The organism is Sinomonas sp. P47F7 (assembly GCF_049332655.1).
Taxonomy (GTDB): Bacteria; Actinomycetota; Actinomycetes; order Actinomycetales; family Micrococcaceae; genus Sinomonas.
The window spans coordinates 248,163-266,350 of record NZ_CP186327.1 but is presented as its reverse complement, the minus strand read 5'-3'; the positions used below and the strand labels follow the sequence as shown (position 1 = coordinate 266,350).

Genomic DNA, 18,188 nt, shown 5'->3' with positions numbered 1-18,188 from the left:
CCCGGCCGAGGTCCGGACAGGCGAAGGCCTCGCGGAAGCCCTGATAAGCGCAGACGTGTTGGTGCAGCTTCCGGCCTGGCGCGGCTTCCACGCATTTCCCGCACGTAGCCAGAATTCCGCGCGCGGTCGCCGTGTTCTGGTCGATCTGCTCGCCTTGCGTGACCCAGTTGCTGTATGCGATCTCGCTGACGTACAGCAGGAGGCGGCGAGCTTGCGGTATTCGCCGGGCATCGGTTCGGTCAGTGGTCGGAAATCCAGAAGGAGTAAAGGCGCGCATCGTTGGAGAGGCTGAACTGAAGCTCGACGGCGCGTGGGGACCGCGCGCCGTCGTCTGCGGCGAGGCGCAATGCAATCCGCGTGCCATCGGTCCCTGGCGCCAGGGAGAAGCGCTGGTGCTGGCCCGAATCCGGATCGGTGACGATTACCCTGAGCCAGCCGTGCCCAGTGTCGACGTTGAGGTAGAGGCAGTCGCCGCTGACGGTCAGCGGTCGGGTGGTCATGGAGCCCTGGCCGTCGGGGCCGGGGGTCAGTGCGCAGAATCCGTCGCGCCGGAGGGTCGCGACGCCCATCGATGCTCCAGCGTACATGTGGGTCCCGAGCAGGGGCGACTGCCCGGAGAAGCCTGTGTAGTACAGCCGGGTCTCGTCGCCGACCGGCAGGATTCCGCCGTTGACCATGTGCAGGTATGCGGCGTCCCATGCGCCCTCGGTCCGGGTTGAGGCGAGCAGCGGCTCCGGCGCGACCGTGTAGTGGTAGCCGTCCCGGGAGATGCCGAGGTACAGGTCGATGACCTTCGGCGTTCCGTGCGCCTCGGCGTAGTCGTTGCTCGGTCCGCGGTAGACGGCGAAGACGCCGAGCATGGCGGACTCGTACGGGATACAGGTGACCTTGTAGATCTCGGGCGCGGGGAGATCTCCGACCGTGGTGCCCGAGTCGAAGCCGAGGCTGCCCACCCAGGGCACCACGTCGCCGTTGTCCGTCCAGGCCGATGCCTCGGCGAAGGTGCGCCCGGCGTGCCAGCCTCGGCCCCGGCCGTAGGGGCCGAGGTGCGTGCGGAGGCTGAAGACCCACTGGTCGCGGAAGGGGTCGTGGAAGAAGGTCGTGTTGTCGCCGCATGGGCCCGCGGGGCGGTCGTAGGTCCAGTGGATGCCGTCCGCGGAGTGGAGCAGCTCGCCGCCCTCGGTGACCACGGGCGTCCCGTGGCGCGGCAGCTCGTCCGGGACAAACGCGTCGGTCCGCTCGCGGACCCAGCGGAGCATGCGGAAGCGCGCGCCGTCCTCGGCGCGGGGGTCGTGGACTATGCTCACGCCGTCGCGCTGGAGCAGGTGACCGTTGCGGGTCTCAGTCAGGCCCGTGAGCTCCTGCGGCGGGGCCGAGTGCCAGTCGATCCCGTCCGGCGACGTGCGGGTCACCGTGCCGTCGAACCAGCCGGACATGTACCAGACGCGCCACTGGCCGGTCTCGGGGTCGCGGTGGATGCCGTCGTCGAACGGCGCGGCGACGGGGCAGCGGCCTCCGTTGAGGTCCCGCTCCGTTTCCGGGCGGAGGATTGGGTTGGCCGGGTGCGGGGTAGGGGCGACCCAGACCCGGGTGAGCGTGGAGTCGGCGATGAGGTGGTCGTCGAGGAGCAGCTGGCGGCCGCGAGTGGCGTCAAAGGGTGCGGGGTTCATCACCATGATGGTTGAGGGTCACTTCCCGGTTGAGGGGCCACATCCCGGTCGGGAAGTGACCCCTCAACGTCAATCGGATCAGGAGTTCTTCTTGTAGCGGTCGTAGGCCTGCTGGTATACGGAGATCACCTTGTCGACGCCGATGCTGTTGAGCTGGGACACGTAGCCGTCCCATTCCTGGTCGATGCCACCGGCGACGACCCACTTGGCGATCTTCTGCTTCACCAGGGTGGCGATGTCCGTCTGCGGGCCGTTGATCTGCTGGAGCTCGTCGGTGGAGAGCATGACCGGCGGGAACTTGTCGTTGCCGGCGTACGGCAGGTACATGTCCTTGACGATCTGCTGGCGCTCGGCCGCGCGCGGCTCGGGGGCCACGACGGTCTTGAAGTCGTCAGCGGTCACCGCGAACGGACCGCGCGGCGCCACCTTCTGCCGGCGCTCGCCCTCGCTCGTGGAGGCGTCCGCGGGAATCTGCGTGAGGATGCCGGTAGCGGCGTCCTTCTGGAGCGTCACACCGATCGGGCCCCAGTTGGCCTGGGCCGACTGGACCGGGTCGTAGAGGTGGTCCGCCCAGCGCATCGTTGCGGCGGGGTACTTGTCCGCGCGGGTGATGGCGAAGGCATTCCGGCCGATGTCGGACGCATTCGAGCGGCTCGCGATCTTCTGGCCGTTCACCCCGGCAAGGATCGGCATGAGTGCGTAGTCGCCCACGCGGTTCTGGCCGACCATCTCCTTGATCTCCCACCAGGAGAACATGCCGAGCGACTCGGTGGCGGTCTTCCCCTTGGCCAGGTAAGCCTTGTCGTCCTGGGAGTACGCCTCAGGGTCGATCAGGCCCTCCTGATACCACTGGTGGAGGGTGCTGAGCGCCTGCTTGAACTGCGGCGTGTTCGCCGTGAAGGAGACCTTGCCGTCCTTGACGATCCGGTGGTCCTGGTTGTCCGGGAGTCCGCCGAGTGCGGCGACGATGTCCGTGATGTCCGCCGTCCACTGGCCCTGCTCGAAGCTGAGCGGGATGGTCTTGCCGCCGCCGGCCGGGTCCTTCTGCTTGAACGCGAGCAGCGTGTCGTGCAGCTGCTGGATGGTGGTGGGCATCCGGAGGTTGAGCTCCTTGAGCCACTTCGTGTTGATCGCGAGCATCGGCGCGAACTGCGTGAGCCCCAGCTCCTGGACGGTGGGCAGGGTATAGATGTGCCCGTCCGAGGACGTCACGGCAGCCTTGACGTCCGGGCGCTCCTTGAACAGCTTGGAGAGGTTCGGGGCGTACTTGTCGATGAGCCCCTCGAGCGGGACGAGCGTGCCGTTCGCGGCGGCGGTCGCCACCTCGGCATCGGTGAGGCCCGTGTTGAAGAACGCGTCAGGCAGGTCACCGCTGGCCAGGATGAGGTTCTTCTTCTCCTGGTAGGTGGCGTCAGGCAGGTTCTGCCAATCGATGTGGATGTTGGTGTCCTTCTCCCACTGCTGGACGAGGGACATCGAGCTGTAGTCCGGGGCGAGTGGGGCCTTGCTGCCCGAGAACTTCAGCGTGAGCTGCTTGGTGACGATGGGGAGCCCAGAGGCCTGAAGGCCGTAGTCCGCCGAGGCATCCTGCGCCGTGGTGGCCCCGCCGGAGTTCGAGCAGCCTGTGAAGGCCAGCGTGCTGGCCAGGAGAGCGCCGACTATGCCGGCCCGTTTCATGGACATGGGTATTTCCGTTCTTCTGTGAGGGATTTCATTGGGATTCTGGAGGGGGAATGAGACAGTGCTGGGGAGTCTGGAAGGATCAGCTCTTGACGGCACCGATGAGCGCGCCCTTGGTGAAGTGCTTCTGCATGAAGGGAAGGGCGATCATGAGCGGCAGGCTGGAAACGACGATCATCGCGTATTTGGTCAGATCAGCAATGCGCTGCTGCGCCGCGTACGACGCCGCGTCCCCGGCGCTGCCGGTCGCGGAGGAGACGTCGGATTGGATGAGGATGTTCCGCAGGACCAGCTGGAGCGGATACTTCGAATCGTCATTGAGGAAGATGAGCGCGTCGAAGAACGAATTCCAGTGCGCCACAACATGGATCATGACCATGAGCATGATGAGCGGCTTGGAGACGGGCAGCGCCACCTGGAAGAAGAACCTAAAGTCGCTCGCCCCGTCCATCTGGGCCGCCTCCCGGAGTTCGTCGGGGACGGTGTGCTCGAAGAACGAGCGCGCAATGATGAGGTTCCACACGCCGACTGCGCCGGGGAGCACCACTGCCCAGACGGTGTTCATGAGTCCTAGGTCCCGCACCACGAGGTACTTGGTGATAAGTCCGCCGTCGAAAAACATCGTGATGACGAACAGAAGCATGAAGAACTTCCGCCCCGGGAGGTCCTTGCGGGAGAGCGCGTAGCCTCCCGTGAGGATGGCTGAGACGCTGATCGCCGTGCCGAGCACGGTGTAGACCACCGTGTTCTGCAGGCCCGAGATGACCTTGGGGTCCGCGAAGATGCGCTGGTATCCCTCGAACGTGATGCCGGAGGGCGCGAACCACACCTTGCCCTCGTACACGGCGCTCGGATCGCTCACCGACGCGATGGCGATGAAGTACAGCGGGTATACGACCGCGGCGATCGCGCACAGCAGCACCACGACGGCGCCGGTATTGAACAGCGGGTCCTGCATCCGCGACCACCGGGGGGTTGGACGACGGGGGGTGGCGTGCTCTGCGGCGGCGCGCGCCGCGGGGAGGGTCTTGAGTGTCATGGGATCACCACAGGCTTGCTTGATTGGCCCGGCGTGCCACGGAGTTGAACGTAAGCAGCAGCGCGAGGTTGAGGATGGAGTTGAAAAGGCCGATGGCCGCGGAGTAGCTGAACTGCGCCTGCTGCAGGCCCTGGTGGTAGACGTAGGTCTGTATGATCTCCGAGACCGGCAGGTTGAGGCTCGTCTGCATGAGGAGCGCCTTCTCGAAGCCCACGTTCAGGAGGTTGCCGAGCGCCAGGATGAAGAGCACGGTGATGACGGGCATGATGCCGGGCAGGTCGATGTGGCGGATCCGCTGGAACTTGGACGCGCCGTCGACCTTCGCCGCGTCATGCAGCGCGGGGTCGATTCCGGCGAGGGCCGCGAGGTAGACCACCATGGAGAATCCGGCGTTCTGCCAGACATCCGAGATCACGTACACGGGCCGGAACCAGTCGGGTGAGCCCATGAAGAAGATCGGCTGGCCGCCGAGGAGGTGGATCGCGTTGTTCACGAGGCCGGCCCGCGGCGACAGCAGCACGAAGATGATGCCCACCACGACAACCGTGGAGATGAAGGCCGGCGAATACAGCACGGTCTGAGTGAACTTCTTGAACTTCTCGCTCTGGAGCTGGTTCACGAGGAGCGCCAGGATGATCGGCACCGGGAAGGCGATAAGCAGTCCCAGAACCGCTATCCAGAGGGTGTTCGCGAGGATCTGCCCGAACTGGAACGAATTCACGAAGCGGATGAAATGCCGGAGGCCCACCCACGGGCTGCCCAGGAATCCATCGACCGGGTTGTAGTTGCGGAATGCGATCTGCACCCCATACATGGGCCAGTATTTGAAGACTGCGATGTAGACGAGCGAGGGCAGCAGGAGCACATACAGCTGCCACGCCCTGAGGATGCGCGTGAAGCGCACACGCAAACTCACCCTCCGTCTGGTGGAAAGTGTCCTGCTCATGGGATCTCCGTCAATTCCTGTGCGGCGAAGAACTCGATCTCCGCCTCCTCCGCCTCGCCGAACACGAGGTCGGTGATGGTCGCGAGGCCGCCCTGGATGAAGACCTCCAGAGAGCATGCGTCCACGTACACGTCGAGCCGCACCGTGCCGTCCACGGAATCCAGTGGCGCTGTCTCCACGGATGGGAACAGCGCGTGGAACTCGGCCGGCACGCCGGTGCGGTCCAGCGTCACCTGTCCGGCGGCCGGGTCCGCGGTGAGGACCACCTCTCCCCCACCGGCCGAGAGGCGCAGCCCGAACGCGCCGTCGTCCGCCCGCCGCTCGACGCTCACGTGGGTCGGCTCGCCGCGGCGCACCACCGCGCGCCCCCCCTCGCGCGGATCGCCCACCCTGAGCGCAGCGAACTGCGCCGCGGCCGGCACCTGCACGAGCCGGACCCGGCCGCCCACGGTCCGCAGCGACACCTCGCGCGGGAGGGACATCGCGCTGCGCCACGTCCCGGTAGGGGTCGCGTGGGCGTAGTCCCAGTTGTTCATCCACCCGACCGTCACCCGGCGCCCAGGCTCCCCGGCCGCATCGAGCCCGTTGAACGAGACGGCGGCGTAGTAGTCGCGGCCCCAGTCGAGCCAGGACCCACTGACGGGCGCGGCCTGGAACGCCGCGCCGTCGAACTCCCCGATGAAGTACCGCGTGCCGGACCCGCCGGCCACTCCGCCCGGATTCGTGCTGATCACAAGGACCCACGCCGTGCGGGCGGGGTCCCCGTCGATCGGCAGCTCGAACAGGTCCGGGCATTCCCAGACGCCGTCCCCGGGCTCCTCGAGGGTCACTTCGCTGAGGTACTCCCAGTCGCGCAGGTCCGCGGACCTGTACAGGAGGACGCGCTGCTCCTTGGCCTCAACCGCCACCATGACCCAATAGGTCCCGGCCGGCCCGGAGTACCGGAAGACCTTCGGGTCCCGGAACTCGGCTGAGCCGCGGTCCAGCACCGGATTGGCGCCGTACTTGGTCCAGGTGGCGCCGCCGTCGAAGCTGTAGGCGAGCGACTGCGCCTGGATGCCGTCCCGGCCCGATCCCGGACCGTAGGCAGACGTGTAGACGGCCACGAGGGGGGCGGTAGCTCCGTCCCCGAATCCGGACGTGTTCTCGGCATCCACCACGGCACTGCCGGAGAAGATCGCCTCCGTGTCGCTGCACGGGATGGCCACGGGCTGCTCGGTCCACGTCACGAGGTCCGGCGATGTCGCGTGGCCCCAGGACATGTTGCCCCAGTCCGGCCCGAACGGGTTGTGCTGGTAGAAGAGATGGTAGGTGCCGTCATGGAACACGAGACCGTTGGGATCGTTGATCCAGCCCTCGGCGGGCGTGTAGTGGGCGCGCGGACGGTAGAGGTCGCGCGTGGGCGCAGTGGTCATGGAATCGCTTCTGTCTCAGGCGTGCACGGTCAGGGACCGCATGGTCTGGGTGGTGGGCGGCTCGGCGTCAGCCCTCGAGATGGCCCGGCGGACGCCAGCACCCCCTCGTCCGGCGCCGCGATCCGGGTCCGGCCTGGGTCGAACAGCGCGGCGACGGGCGCAGACATGTAGCTGTCCCCCCGCGCCCGCCTTGTCCCGCACCTCGGTGGCGACGGGCTCGACGGCGGAGCCGCCGCCCGCGTAGGCGAGCAGCGAGCCGTGCGCCCCCGCCCGTCACGGGCACCGCGGCCGGGCCCATTGCGAGGTCCGCGGCTGCCGCTTCCTCCGTGGTGAGGCCCGGGTAGAGGAAGGCCGTGTCCTCGTCGCTGAGCTTCACGACGTCGGCGCCCAGGGAAGATCGAACGCGTCGGAGGCGGCGCGTCGTCCGCAATGCGTGGCACCGCGATGGAGGTGCGCGTCTACGACCACGAGCCAGGGAGGACGACGACGCCGCTCGCCGCGAAGCGCTCGGCGATTCGCCTCGCGGTGAGGGTCTCGGCCAAGGGCGGTGAGGAACGCCCTCTCGACGCCGAGCCGGGCGAGGCCAGGTGGCACGTTGGCCGGGGAGCCGCTGGGTGCTCGCGGACCGTGGTGCGCGCGTGGATGATGTCGGTGAGGGCCCCACCGATGACGAGGGCGCTCACCTCGTCGCCCTGGGGGCTAAACTGGCGCGTAGAGCTCGCGTAACCGCTGTCTTCATGGCGTAAATTCCTTCTTGGGGGGGAATTGCTGGTTCTATGCCGGGGCGGCTGTTGCCGCAGCCGCCCCGGTATCTAACGGGGGCCTGCTACCGAACCCCGCCGGATGATCGGGCAGTCGAACCGGATCTGCTCCGGTTCGAGATCCGGATCCTCGATCTCGCTCAGGAGACGGCTGACCGCCCACCGGCCCATCTCGTAGTGCGGGAGGGCGACCGAGGTGAGCCCAGGCCAGAGGCCGTCCGCAATGATGTCGAAGTTGTCGATGCTCACCACGGACAGGTCCTCGGGGATCGAGAGGCCGAGCGATGCGGCCACCTCGTAGGCTCCGAAGGCCTGCTGGTCGTGGAAGCAGAACAGCGCGGTAGGCCGGTCCTGCCGGGACAGCAGTTCGTGGGCGCCGTCGCGGCCGCCCGCCGGACCCGGAGGGCGGGTGGCGACCAGCGCGCCGTCGTACGCAATCCCGACCTCGGCGAGACCCTCGCGGTAGCCCGCGAGACGGCCCGCAGAGGCGGGGATGTCATCGGAGTTGTTGATGAAGCCGATGCGCCGGTGGCCGGCGTCCGTGAGCTCCTTGACGGCCGCGCGCGCGGCGGCGGCCTCGTCGGGGACCACGGAGGAGTAGCGGCCGTCTGCGTCGAAGGCGTCGAGGAGGACAACGGGGATGCCCCCGATCCGCGCCGGAACGTGGGCCTGCTGGTGGTACATCCTCGCGAACAGGATGCCGTCCACCTGGTGCTGGAGGAGGGTGCTGACCTGCTTCTCCTCGAGTTCCCGGTTGCGGCCGCTGTCCACGAGCATGAGGAGCCAGCCGCGCTCGTAGGCCGCGTCCTGGGCGCCGAGCAGCATCTCGCCGGCGAATGGGCTCGTGGCGATCTCGTCGCTCACGAGGCCTAGGAGGTACGAGCGCTGGTTGCGCAGGCCGCTCGCAAGCCGGTTCGGCGCGTATCCGAGGCGGGCGGCGACCGCACGGACGAGCTCCCGGGTCTCGGGGCTCACGCGGGACTGGTGCACCTCGCTCAGGGCATGGGAGACGGTGGTCACGGACACGCCAGCGGCCTTCGACACGTCGCGGATGCCGATCTTGGCCATCTTGTCCACCACCCTCCAAAACGTTTTGTGTGCGTTGCATCACAGTATCTGGCAAACCGTTTTGCATTGTCAACCCCGGGAGGTTGAGGGCACGTGGCGTTAGGTCCACGTCAGGTCTTCTGCGGCGCTTGTGTGCGCGGATCTGGAGATGTTGCAGCACCGACCCCGGCGTCGCCGACATGGCAGCGAGCGGCGGCGGCCCCCGCCAGCAGCGCGATGCCCAGCCGGGTCGAGACCGCCGGCCAGGACACCACCCGCAGGCATCGGCGGCGACGCCCCCGATGGCCACTGGAGCGCGGTCGAGACGGCTCGAGATCACCAACTCGGGCGGGCCACCCAGACGATGGCAGTTTTGCTGTCCGAACCGACCGTCGGGTGGCTGCGTGGTCTGTGACGGATCGGCGCGCGTCTGTCCACCTCCGACCAGGCCACGACGCGGATCGCCGGGCTCGGGATCGATCGCTGAGCTCGCGCGCGCATCGAATACCTCCCGGTCCCTGCAGTTCCGCCACCCACGGGCTTGAGCGGCCGCGCGCCCCGGCTTCCGCCCCGTGTCTGCGTTCTTCCGCCACGGGCGCACGTCCACGGCGCGGCCCGTCCACGACCGCGGCAGGTGGGCCGGGCATGTCGGGTCCCGGCACCGCACCGACCCTGACTGCCGGGGAGCGCGTGTGCACCTACCTTCTAGGAGGTGCTGCCCTGATCGACACAATGAGTCCTAAACAGAAGACCCGGTGCGGGTTCACCCGGCTGGGATGGACCCCGGCCACAGCGCATCCAGGGGTCGACTACATCTGCACCAGGCACATTGAGGCCACCTCGAGGGCCTTGACCTTCGAGGCCCTGCGCCGCGGCTTCCGCGCCTGCGCGCTACCGGACATCCCTCGCACGTCGTGGGTGGCCATGCTGCGCCCCGCGCCCGGCAACCCCGGTCGGGGCCTCGAGCAGGCTGCCGCGGGAGGGGGCGTTGTGCTGCGGCTGCTCATCGGCGAACCGCTCAGCGGCCTCCCTGCCGACGGCGCCCCGCTCGCCGGGGACGCCGCGCGTCGTCAGGAGGCCTCACAGTTCAGCGGCACCAGGAATAACCCCAGGTCAGACGGTGGGGCCACCGTGGCCCCACCGTCAAAGGCGAACTGGAATGCCAGGGATGGCCAGGGATGGGTGCCGCGCTCATGGTCGCCGGCCAAGACTCGAGCTCGCCGAGCACACTGCGACGGCGGGCGGCCTCGCGGTCCGCCGTCCGCGGGCAAAAGCCCAGGTCACACGGTGCCGCCACGGTGGCGGCACCGTGCGACCGCCGCAGCACGACGATGCCCGTGCCCCTTTTCTCTCGCGCAGGGCGCGCGGAAAACAGTCGGAGCCTCCAACCCCCAAGATGGGCACCCTCATTGGCGGACAGACCACCACCTGCTCCACCACCACGGGAGACCACGGCATCACTCTCCACAGCGTCTCCCGTCCCACGAGTCCCCTCACGCCGCCCAATGCGATCCGAGCCCACCCAGCGTCGCACGCAGGCAGGCAGACAGGGAAGATCACGCGCTCTTCGCGAACGTGCGCTCCGTGGCCGTGTTCACCATCTCGTTGCGGCGGATGCAGTGCTGGATGGCGATCTTCGGATCCGTATGGCCGAGCAGCTCGGCGGTGAGGTCGACCCCGGCCTGGGCGCTGATCGCGGTCGCGACGGTCCGACGGAACACGTGCGGGGTGACCCATGTGATCTCGGCCAGGTCCATCACGTGCCGGAGCTGGCGGCGGACGTTGTTCTTCGTCGGCGGCGTGCCCTCCCGGCGGCAGAACAGCACGGCGTCTGCCGATGGTCCTCCAGCTTCGCCAGCCGGCGCCGGACGGCCTCGGCGGTGAACGACGGGATCGCCACAATCCGACCTGATATCGCCGCGATTCGATGCCCGGCAGCCTGACCACCACTGCCTCCGCAGAGGGAACCCTCGAGGAACTTTCGATTGGCCCACGAGATGGACTCGGCCGGGTGATGAGTCGCCGAGATCGAGCGCCAGAACGCCCCCAAAGAAGCCCACGAGCTCAAGGCCGACCGGAGCGAGATCGAAACACTCCTTAGAAGTCCGACGCCGCCCTGATCCGCGCTTCGGGGATTTGCGGTGCACCTGCCCGACAAGGGCGACCCAATCGGGGTCGCCGTCGATGTCAGGAGGGCAGTCCCATGGCGATCCACACACAGCAATCCGTCTCCGGGTTCATCGCATCCGAGCCGCAGCTCAGCCACACGACCAAGGGCGATGCAAGGTTCTACGCCCGCATCGGCCAGGAGCACTACCGGCGCGAGGCCGACGGGTCGTTCACCGAGCTCGAGCCTACCTTCCACGACCTCGTGGCCTACCGGGCCACCGCGGAGCGGGCGTACGAGCGGCTTCAGAAGGGCGACAGCTTCGTCGCCGAGGGATACGCCCACACCTTCGAGCACGAACGCGACGGGCAAACCATCGAGAGCGAGGAATTCGTGGCCAAGAAGATCGGGCACAACCTCACCCGCACCACGTACGAGGTCGACCGCACCCGCCGGGCACAGGCTGCCGCCGAACGCGAAACCCCAGCCACCGGACCCCAGATGAGCGAGGCGCGCAGGGACCCGGCAAACGCCTCGCCGGCGCTTGGACTCTGAACGGGCACCGCGATGAGGGCCAACCGCGACACGGCGCCCGAGCCGGACGAGCCAGAGCCCGACGACACAGGCGAGTACGGCAGCCCAGTTTTGGCCGAGCCGCCGCACCCGATCAACTGGAACCTGCTCACCGCCGACGAAGCGGAAGCGGAATGGCTGGAGCTCAACGCGTGGGTGAACTGGCTCCGCCACACCTACGGCCTCCCGGCCGCGGTGATTCCGCCGTCCTGGCACCGGCACCCCGAATTGGTCTGGGAACTCTCCGCGCTCCACCTGCACTGGCTATGCGCCTACGACCCAGACCAGAACGGCTCAGCACCGCTGGGATGGCACCGCGACTTCGCCGAGACCAGGCAGCGCCTCCGCGACTGGGTGACCGTGTCAGGCACCCGGCTCGATCGCGACCGGCCCACGAGGCAGACCGCCTGGCCAGGCGAGGACCCCGCGGCACCCGTCGAGGACACGAGCATCACCAACCGCGACGAGGACTTCGTCCGGTCCGTCCTCGACGACGTCGCGGCCCGTCGGCAGGCCGAGGACGCGTTCTACGCCCACCTCGGCCCCGGCATCGGAGAGAAGAGCGACTGATGGGCACCTACACCAAGAAGACCGAGCGTCGCCGTTACGAGGACCGCGTGTTCTCGGTCCGTGCGATGCATCGCGATCCGGTGGACCTCCACAAGCTTGCCGAGGCGCTGATCCGGATGACGTTGCAGGAGACTGGACTTTCCCGGGCCCGGCAGCGGGCAGAAGACCTGCCCGAGACATATCGTCCTGCACCGGAGGCACCCCGCGCGGCTGAGTAGAATACTCAGTGCAAGCCTCGCGTCGCGTGGGGTGTTGTGGTCCGAAACCCCGTCCTATCGCGGGCAAGTGAACGTGGCCGATGCGGCCTAGTCCTAAAGCCTCCGGGCTTCTCTCACGAACAGCACCCCCGGACACCATCGCGTCCCGAGCGCGAGGGTCATTCGAAACGAGAGAAGACCCCCATGAGTCCCGCCTTCGTGCGCACCGACCCGGTCCGCAGCCTCATCGAACCGACCCAGGGCACCGCGCTGGCGGTCTCATACCTGCGTGTCTCAACCAAAGAGCAGGCAGAAAAGGGCGGCACCGACGAAGGCTTCTCGATTCCCGCCCAACGGGAGGCCAACCGCCGCAAGGCCGAACTCCTCGGCGCAGTCATCGTCGAGGAGTTCATCGACGCGGGAGAGTCCGCCCGCAAGGCGGACCGGCCGAAACTCATGCAGATGATCCAATACGTCAAGACCCATCGGGTCGCGTACTGCATCGTGCACAAGGTCGACAGATTGGCCCGCAACCGTGCCGACGACGTGACCATTCACCTCGCGCTCCAACAAGCCGGCGTCATGCTGGTCTCCGCGACCGAGAGCATCGACGAAACGCCGTCCGGGATGCTGCTGCACGGCATCATGTCGACCATAGCGGAGTTCTACTCCCTCAACCTGGCTGCCGAGGTCATCAAGGGCATGACCCAGAAAGCCTCCAACGGCGGGACGATCGGCAGAGCTCCGATCGGCTACCTCAACGTCCGCATCCGCGACGATCTCGGACGCGAGCTCCGGACCGTCCAGCTCGACCCCGACCGGGCATCCCTGGTCGAATGGGCTTACAAGGCCTACGCCTCCGGGAACTGGACCGTCAGCCAGCTCCACGACGAACTGACCTCGCGAGGACTGACCAGCGTCGCAACACCGAAGAACCCTTCGAAACCACTGGTCGTATCCTCCGTGTACCGGATGCTTACCAATCCGTACTACAAGGGCGACGTGATCTACTGCGGCGTCAGCTACAAGGGCGCCCACGAACCGCTCGTCCCAGCCGAGGTCTGGTATCAAGTGCAGTCCGTCCTCACCGCGCACAAGTCCGCTTGCGAAGCGACCCAGCTCCACGACCACTACCTCAAGGGGACGATCCACTGCGGATCCTGCGGTTCGCGAATGATCGTGTCGAACGCGAAGAACCGGCACGGCAACGTCTACCCATATTTCGTCTGTGCCGGCCGGCACGCGAAACGCACCACCTGCACCCGAGGCGCGATCCTCATCGAGGGCGTCGAACGACTGATCGAGAAGTACTACCAGCGCGTGCAGATCACACTCGCACAGCGCGAAGCCCTCGCCGGAATGCTGCGCCACGAGTTCGACCGCCTCATGTCCGCCGAGGCCGACGAACTGGCCCAGCTAACCACCAACCGCGACCGACTCGAGCGTGAGCAGACCCGGCTCATGCAGGCGCATTACGCCGACGCGATCCCGCTCTCCGTGCTCAAACGAGAACAAGACCGCATCCTTGGCGAACTCGATCAGGTAAACCGTCGTCTCGACGCCCATCACAGCGAATACACCGACGCCCGAGCCCACCTCGACGACGCCCTGAGCCTCCTAGCGAACTGCGCCGACATCTACGCCCGATGCGATGATGCGAACCGTCGCCTCTGCAACCAGGCGTTCTTCACCAAGATCTACATCGACGAAGACGACCAGCTCCGTGTCGAGAACGCGCGACCCTTCGAGATGCTGCTCGACCCCCAGATCAATGCCGACGCCCTGACATGGGCCGCAAACGCAAACAAGGCCCAAACCTCGGCCATTGATCCTTCAGGCCAGGGTTCGAACCTTGTGCGTAGGGTGGGCCCTGTGGGTCTCGAACCCACGACCCGCGGATTAAAAGTCTGACCCTCGCCATCCGGGATCGGCGGCAATCGCACAGAACTCCCACCAAAACTCCCACCGGAGAGTCCACTAGGTCGGACGGCAGGCAGACAGGATGGTCCGCCTGTCCGGTCGGTGATACTTGCTGCATCTTGTTGGGCGAGCCGTCTCGGCCCATTGGACACGTCTACCGAGCAACCGCGTCGACGGAATAACATCCTCTCGGCACACCAAGTTGGGGAGAAGATGATGAGTCAGAACGGGCGCACGATCGTCCTTGGCGGTCTGATCTTGCTAGGCATCGGCTTGCTGCTCGGGCTCTGGCCGCAAACTAACCACATTGACGCGCGCAGCTATCCTGCGTCGACGTGGGGTGGCACCGTGCACCCCGCCTACACGATGCCCGCCTCTGACGTCGATTGCGGTTCACCATGGACTGCACCCAATGGGCCCTGCCGGTACGACTGGGGCAACCGGCCAGCCTTCGCGATGCTCGCCAGTGTGGGCGGGGTATTCGTTAGCGGCATCGGTTTCTGGGTTGGCTACACGAAGCGCAGCGAGGAAGCTGGGAAATGAGCCGCCCGCTTTGCGCATCCACAAGCGTGGAGCTATGCGGACTCAGCTCTTAGAGCTCCGCGCGCGGAGCCGAGGCCGGGCCCGGGCTCACCGATCCGCTAGGCGGTGCCGGCGCGAGCCAGGGTAGCCAGCGGCCCGTCCACGCGACGACGGCGGGCAGCGCCATGACCCGGGCGATGCCCGCCGCGACAGCACCGACCGCGAGCGCGGAGGCGGTGAGCCATGCCACGAGCTCGGGCGGGAGGGAGGTGCGGGCGCTGGCGAGGAAGGCGTCGACGATCACAGGTACCGCGACGCCGAGGGTCACCGCAGCGGGCAGTATCACCTGCGCGAACGTGCGCACCGCAGCGCGCCACGGGTGCGTAGCCTGAGTCGGCCCAGTCGGTTCGGCGACGTGATCAGCCATTGGTGACCACCACCGACAGCTTCGACGCGACGTCGGCCGCGATGTCCTTGCCGAACGCGTCGACGACCGCCTGGGCGATCGCCTGCGGATCGGTGGACTTGATCTGCGCGAGCGCAGCGAGGGCCTTGCCCTTGTTCGCGAGGTCGCCGCGCACATCAACGATGAACGAGGCGAGTGGGGCGAGCGCTGCGAGGATCTTCTCGTCCTTCGCATCGATCGAGTTGAGCAGTTCCTCGGGCGAGACGGGGATCCCGTCCTTCGAGGTTAGAGTGCGGTCCTGCCAGCCCATGTCTTCCTCCTGCGGTGTGGTGATGGGTGTGATGTTGCCGCCCTGCGCGGCGACGCCTGCGATGCCCCAGGGGGCCGTCGAGTCGTACACGTCGGCGCCGACGGGGGCCGGGTCGCCCCAGTACAGGTCGCAGACGCTGACGTGGATGTGGCTGCTATGCGGGTCTGAGCCCGTGTAGGCCTGCCACACCCAGCCGTTGAACTGGCCCGCGATCATCGGCGCCGGGGCGCCCGGGCTCATGTCGTGGATCAGGTACGAGAACCGGTTCGTGACCGACCCGATGACGCGCAGACGCTCTGCGAGCGCGCGGCCGGGGGCCTCGGGGATGTTGCCGTTCTCGTCGGTGAAGATGTCGATGGCGTGGACGATCCCGTTCGAGTCGGCGTTGTGGCCGGTGAAGTTCGACGGCGACTTGTAGCCGGTGACGAACTCGGCTGCCCGGGCCGGCCTGCCGTAGACGGCATAGACCTCGTCGCGCAGCGTGAGCAGCGACCTGTCGGGGCGGGCGTACGGGACGCTCATGTTCGGCATGTCAGGTTCCCTCCTCTGACTTCTCTCTCGAATGGCCCCAGCGGGTGTGGAGGTCCGTGAGGAACCTGCCCCATTCGGCGGTCGACTCGACGACCGTGTTCAGGTCCGTTCGGATGTCCCGGTCCTCCTTGTGGAGGAGGCCGAGCTCGCGGCGGGTGGCCTGGTTGTCCTCGCGGATGCCGCGGATGTCGTGGCGCTGCTCGGCGAGCTCGTCCTGGTGCCGTTGCCCCTGCTCACGTGCTGCCTTGGCAGAGGCCGCGGCCTCCTTTGCGATTCCCATGACGGCGTCGAGCCGGTCTGAGAGCGAGATCGGGTTCCCGTTCTCGTCGGTGCGGTTGTTCACCGACTCGTGCACGGCGCGTGCGTCGCGGCGTATCCGCTTGGTGTCTCGGCGGTTCTTCTCGAGGTAGGCGACCAGGATCGCGGTGAGGCCGGTGATGAACGCGATGATGACCTCTTCGTTCATCCGGTCAGCCCATCCACAGGCCGTTGATGTACATGACGCCCCCGGCCGGGAAGGTCATCGACCCGGAGAAGGTGCGGAGCACGAAATCCCCGGTGGTCGTGATGACGAGCTGGGCCTGTCCGACCAGCGCGCCGCCGTTCGTGATGGAGACCGCGAGGTAGACGTTCCCCGGGGGCAGGAACGCTGTCGGGCAGAAGTTGCCCATGAGGGTGTCCCCGGTGCCGAACGCGAAGGACCCGCCGGCGACGCGGGTCATGATTGCGGCGGCCGAGAACTGGGTCTGTCCCAGGACCTTCGACCTGACGATTCCGCCCTGCCACGACCAGTTGGTGTCCGTGGTCTTGAACGCCGCGAAGTCCCGGTCCAGGTTCCACGCGGTCCCGTCCCAGACCTCCAGCGGCACTCCGGCGAGGTCGAGTCGGGCGATGCGCTGGCCGAGCGCCGGCGAGGTCATCTCTGCCCTCTCGGCGGCGCTGCGGATGTCCACGACGCCGCCGCGGGCCGCGGTGTGCCGCCACACCTGCGCGAGCGTGTTCGGGGACTGCGACGCGTACGTGGTGCCCGAGAAGACCTGCGCCTCGGCGAGCACGTACGCCCCGGCGGGGACCGAGGCGTAGGGCTTCGTCGGTGTCGCGCCCGATGCGCCGTTGACAACCCCGAGGGCGGGGGCGTTGTCGGCGTCTCCCTTGCCCGGGTCCCGCTGGAGCACGTAGACCAGGTCCCAGCGCGACCCGGACACCGGCGCGGCCGCCGTCGGCACGCTCGAGGTGCCCGTCAGGGTCGGGTTGTAGACGCCCTCGTTTGCCGCGCGGCTGATCACGAGCTGGCACGGGGCGATGTCGAACGACATCCCGTCCGCGCGTGCGGTCACCAGCTGCGACGCGGCCTGGGCCAGCACCCCCGAGCGCGGAACGCCCGGGGCGTTCTCCGCGTAGAGGCCCGCGAGCGCGAGCCGCATGTCAACGGTGGTCGTGCCCGTATAGGGACCGGTGCCGGTGACCGGGATCCCGAGGCTTCGATTCGCGGTCATGCGGTGCCTCCCATCTGCCGCACAGCGGCCACGAGTTGATGGACGGTTTCTTCGAGCCCGGCGATCCGTGCCTGATGGGCGTCGAGGGCAGCCTGCTGGGCCTTGACGACGTCGAGGAGCGCGACGGCCAAGAGGTCGTAGCGGAGCCCGTCGATCTCGCCGTCGATGGTGATGGCGATCTCCGGCAGGAGCGCGTTGACTTCTTCGGCGATGAGCCCGTACTCGTCGCGTGCGCCGGGGATGAGCTGGGCGGGGCCTTCGGCAGGTTGCCCGTCGACGGAGGCCGGTGGCCTGAGGGTCGGCTTGCGGTCGAACACCCTCGGTTCGAGGGCGAGGACCCGCGCGGGGTCGACCGCGTAGGGACGGACGTTCTCCTTGTACCGGAGCGAGGAAACGTTCCTGCCGAAGTGGAAGCCTCCGTCGTTGCCGACCCAGACGGCGAAGTACTGGCTGCCGGCCACGGTGTTGTTGAACGCGTAGGCGGAGCCGTCGGCCTGGGCCGCCTGCGCGGCCGAGCCGGCGGCCGAGGCGTTCGCTGCGTTCGCCACCGCCGAGGTGATGTCGACACCGGCGTGGGTGTGGCCTGTGGGTGGGAACGCCGCCGGCTTCCCTGTGATGGCCGCCCACGCCACCGAGGAGCCGGTGACGAGCTTGACCCAGGCGCTGTTCACGGGGTCCCAGATCTCCCCGCCGTAGGAGCCGTCGGAGAGGAGCTTGCCGAACCTGGCCCTCGGGGACCCGGTGACGGGGTCGAAGATCACGAGCGTGCCGTCGGAGACCTGCAGGAACGCGATCGTGCGGCCCAGCGAATCGACGGTGCGGAATCCTGCCGCGTCGGAGCGGATGCCCGCCCCGGTGGTGTCGCTGACGGACTGCGAGCGCTGGGGGGCGCCGCGCTCCTGCCGCTCGACCGCCTTCTGGGTGTCCTTCTGCTGGTCCCAGAATCGCTCCTGCGGGTCTGGGTCGGGGATGCTTCTGGGGATCAGGTCCGCCACAGG

At 67.6% G+C, this 18,188-nt stretch carries 18 protein-coding genes; 5 read left to right on the top strand and 13 right to left on the bottom strand.

The features are described from left to right. Positions 1–239: 239 nt before the first annotated feature. The 8 genes from ACOKR1_RS01380 to ACOKR1_RS01345 form a co-directional block, all read right to left on the bottom strand. The gene (locus ACOKR1_RS01380) at positions 240–1,670 is read right to left on the bottom strand and encodes a hypothetical protein (protein WP_422935002.1); all 1,431 of its coding nucleotides are present in this window, start codon (positions 1,668–1,670) and stop codon (positions 240–242) included. Positions 1,671–1,748: 78 nt separating this feature from the next. Continuing rightward, the gene (locus tag ACOKR1_RS01375) at positions 1,749–3,353 is read right to left on the bottom strand and encodes an ABC transporter substrate-binding protein (RefSeq protein ID WP_422935001.1); all 1,605 of its coding nucleotides are present in this window, start codon (positions 3,351–3,353) and stop codon (positions 1,749–1,751) included. Positions 3,354–3,432: 79 nt separating this feature from the next. Next, positions 3,433–4,389: a carbohydrate ABC transporter permease gene (locus ACOKR1_RS01370; RefSeq protein ID WP_422935000.1), complete on the bottom strand. Its 957-nt coding sequence runs from the start codon at positions 4,387–4,389 to the stop codon at positions 3,433–3,435. A 4-nt stretch (positions 4,390–4,393) separates the two neighbouring features. Next, on the bottom strand, positions 4,394–5,293 hold the full coding sequence (locus ACOKR1_RS01365) for an ABC transporter permease (RefSeq protein WP_422934999.1): 900 nt from the start codon (positions 5,291–5,293) through the stop codon (positions 4,394–4,396). A 38-nt stretch (positions 5,294–5,331) separates the two neighbouring features. Continuing rightward, positions 5,332–6,750, bottom strand: coding sequence for a glycoside hydrolase family 32 protein (locus ACOKR1_RS01360; RefSeq protein WP_422934998.1), 1,419 nt, complete (start codon positions 6,748–6,750; stop codon positions 5,332–5,334). A 458-nt stretch (positions 6,751–7,208) separates the two neighbouring features. Further along, positions 7,209–7,433, bottom strand: a complete 225-nt coding sequence (locus tag ACOKR1_RS01355; RefSeq protein ID WP_422934997.1) for a hypothetical protein — start codon at positions 7,431–7,433, stop codon at positions 7,209–7,211. 129 nt (positions 7,434–7,562) lie between these two features. Further along, positions 7,563–8,579 (bottom strand): LacI family DNA-binding transcriptional regulator, encoded by a 1,017-nt coding sequence (locus ACOKR1_RS01350; protein WP_422936711.1) that lies wholly within the window; start codon positions 8,577–8,579, stop codon positions 7,563–7,565. A gap of 1,535 nt (positions 8,580–10,114) precedes the next feature. Beyond that, entirely contained in the window at positions 10,115–10,384 is a 270-nt protein-coding gene (locus ACOKR1_RS01345; protein ID WP_422934996.1) for a tyrosine-type recombinase/integrase, read from the bottom strand. A gap of 377 nt (positions 10,385–10,761) precedes the next feature. Between ACOKR1_RS01345 and ACOKR1_RS01340 the strand changes: the two genes are divergently transcribed. The 5 genes from ACOKR1_RS01340 to ACOKR1_RS01320 all read left to right on the top strand — a co-directional run bounded on the left by ACOKR1_RS01340 (position 10,762) and on the right by ACOKR1_RS01320 (position 14,468). Continuing rightward, complete coding sequence (locus tag ACOKR1_RS01340; protein WP_422934995.1) at positions 10,762–11,220, top strand: single-stranded DNA-binding protein; 459 nt, start codon at positions 10,762–10,764, stop codon at positions 11,218–11,220. Positions 11,221–11,232: 12 nt separating this feature from the next. After that, positions 11,233–11,808 carry a hypothetical protein gene (locus ACOKR1_RS01335; RefSeq protein WP_422934994.1) on the top strand — a complete coding sequence of 192 codons (576 nt, stop codon included), beginning with the start codon at positions 11,233–11,235 and terminating at the stop codon, positions 11,806–11,808. Beyond that, on the top strand, positions 11,808–12,026 hold the full coding sequence (locus ACOKR1_RS01330; RefSeq protein ID WP_422934993.1) for a hypothetical protein: 219 nt from the start codon (positions 11,808–11,810) through the stop codon (positions 12,024–12,026). Before ACOKR1_RS01335 ends, ACOKR1_RS01330 begins: the two co-directional genes overlap by 1 nt. Before the next feature lie 198 nt (positions 12,027–12,224). Continuing rightward, positions 12,225–13,916: a recombinase family protein gene (locus ACOKR1_RS01325; protein WP_422934992.1), complete on the top strand. Its 1,692-nt coding sequence runs from the start codon at positions 12,225–12,227 to the stop codon at positions 13,914–13,916. 222 nt (positions 13,917–14,138) lie between these two features. After that, a complete protein-coding gene (locus ACOKR1_RS01320) occupies positions 14,139–14,468 on the top strand; it encodes a hypothetical protein (protein WP_422934991.1) in 330 nt (109 codons plus the stop codon). Positions 14,469–14,517: 49 nt separating this feature from the next. Here the strand turns inward: ACOKR1_RS01320 and ACOKR1_RS01315 are convergent, their stop codons facing one another. Genes ACOKR1_RS01315 through ACOKR1_RS01295 form a run of 5 tightly spaced genes read right to left on the bottom strand, consistent with a single transcriptional unit; the run spans position 14,518 to position 18,185 of the window. Continuing rightward, on the bottom strand, positions 14,518–14,874 hold the full coding sequence (locus tag ACOKR1_RS01315; RefSeq protein WP_422934990.1) for a hypothetical protein: 357 nt from the start codon (positions 14,872–14,874) through the stop codon (positions 14,518–14,520). Beyond that, positions 14,867–15,694: a hypothetical protein gene (locus ACOKR1_RS01310; protein WP_422934989.1), complete on the bottom strand. Its 828-nt coding sequence runs from the start codon at positions 15,692–15,694 to the stop codon at positions 14,867–14,869. The genes ACOKR1_RS01315 and ACOKR1_RS01310 overlap by 8 nt, the downstream gene beginning before the upstream one ends. A 1-nt stretch (position 15,695) precedes the next feature. Then, positions 15,696–16,160, bottom strand: a complete 465-nt coding sequence (locus tag ACOKR1_RS01305; protein WP_422934988.1) for a hypothetical protein — start codon at positions 16,158–16,160, stop codon at positions 15,696–15,698. Between the two features lie 4 nt (positions 16,161–16,164). Then, positions 16,165–17,190 carry a hypothetical protein gene (locus ACOKR1_RS01300; protein WP_422934987.1) on the bottom strand — a complete coding sequence of 342 codons (1,026 nt, stop codon included), beginning with the start codon at positions 17,188–17,190 and terminating at the stop codon, positions 16,165–16,167. Then, positions 17,187–18,185: a tail fiber domain-containing protein gene (locus ACOKR1_RS01295; protein WP_422934986.1), complete on the bottom strand. Its 999-nt coding sequence runs from the start codon at positions 18,183–18,185 to the stop codon at positions 17,187–17,189. Before ACOKR1_RS01295 ends, ACOKR1_RS01300 begins: the two co-directional genes overlap by 4 nt. Between the last annotated feature and the right edge of the window lie 3 nt (positions 18,186–18,188).

Excerpts from the sequence above, each read along its gene's own strand:
- ACOKR1_RS01375 (WP_422935001.1), bottom strand. The coding sequence starts at position 3,353 with ATGTCCATGAAACGGGCCGGCATAGTCGGCGCTCTCCTGGCCAGCACG.
- ACOKR1_RS01380 (WP_422935002.1), bottom strand. The coding sequence starts at position 1,670 with ATGAACCCCGCACCCTTTGACGCCACTCGCGGCCGCCAGCTGCTCCTC.
- ACOKR1_RS01320 (WP_422934991.1), top strand. The coding sequence starts at position 14,139 with ATGATGAGTCAGAACGGGCGCACGATCGTCCTTGGCGGTCTGATCTTG.
- ACOKR1_RS01340 (WP_422934995.1), top strand. The coding sequence starts at position 10,762 with ATGGCGATCCACACACAGCAATCCGTCTCCGGGTTCATCGCATCCGAG.
- ACOKR1_RS01360 (WP_422934998.1), bottom strand. The coding sequence starts at position 6,750 with ATGACCACTGCGCCCACGCGCGACCTCTACCGTCCGCGCGCCCACTAC.
- ACOKR1_RS01350 (WP_422936711.1), bottom strand. The coding sequence starts at position 8,579 with ATGGCCAAGATCGGCATCCGCGACGTGTCGAAGGCCGCTGGCGTGTCC.
- ACOKR1_RS01305 (WP_422934988.1), bottom strand. The coding sequence starts at position 16,160 with ATGAACGAAGAGGTCATCATCGCGTTCATCACCGGCCTCACCGCGATC.
- ACOKR1_RS01335 (WP_422934994.1), top strand. The coding sequence starts at position 11,233 with ATGAGGGCCAACCGCGACACGGCGCCCGAGCCGGACGAGCCAGAGCCC.
- ACOKR1_RS01300 (WP_422934987.1), bottom strand. The coding sequence starts at position 17,190 with ATGACCGCGAATCGAAGCCTCGGGATCCCGGTCACCGGCACCGGTCCC.
- ACOKR1_RS01315 (WP_422934990.1), bottom strand. The coding sequence starts at position 14,874 with ATGGCTGATCACGTCGCCGAACCGACTGGGCCGACTCAGGCTACGCAC.
- ACOKR1_RS01330 (WP_422934993.1), top strand. The coding sequence starts at position 11,808 with ATGGGCACCTACACCAAGAAGACCGAGCGTCGCCGTTACGAGGACCGC.
- ACOKR1_RS01310 (WP_422934989.1), bottom strand. The coding sequence starts at position 15,694 with ATGCCGAACATGAGCGTCCCGTACGCCCGCCCCGACAGGTCGCTGCTC.
- ACOKR1_RS01370 (WP_422935000.1), bottom strand. The coding sequence starts at position 4,389 with ATGACACTCAAGACCCTCCCCGCGGCGCGCGCCGCCGCAGAGCACGCC.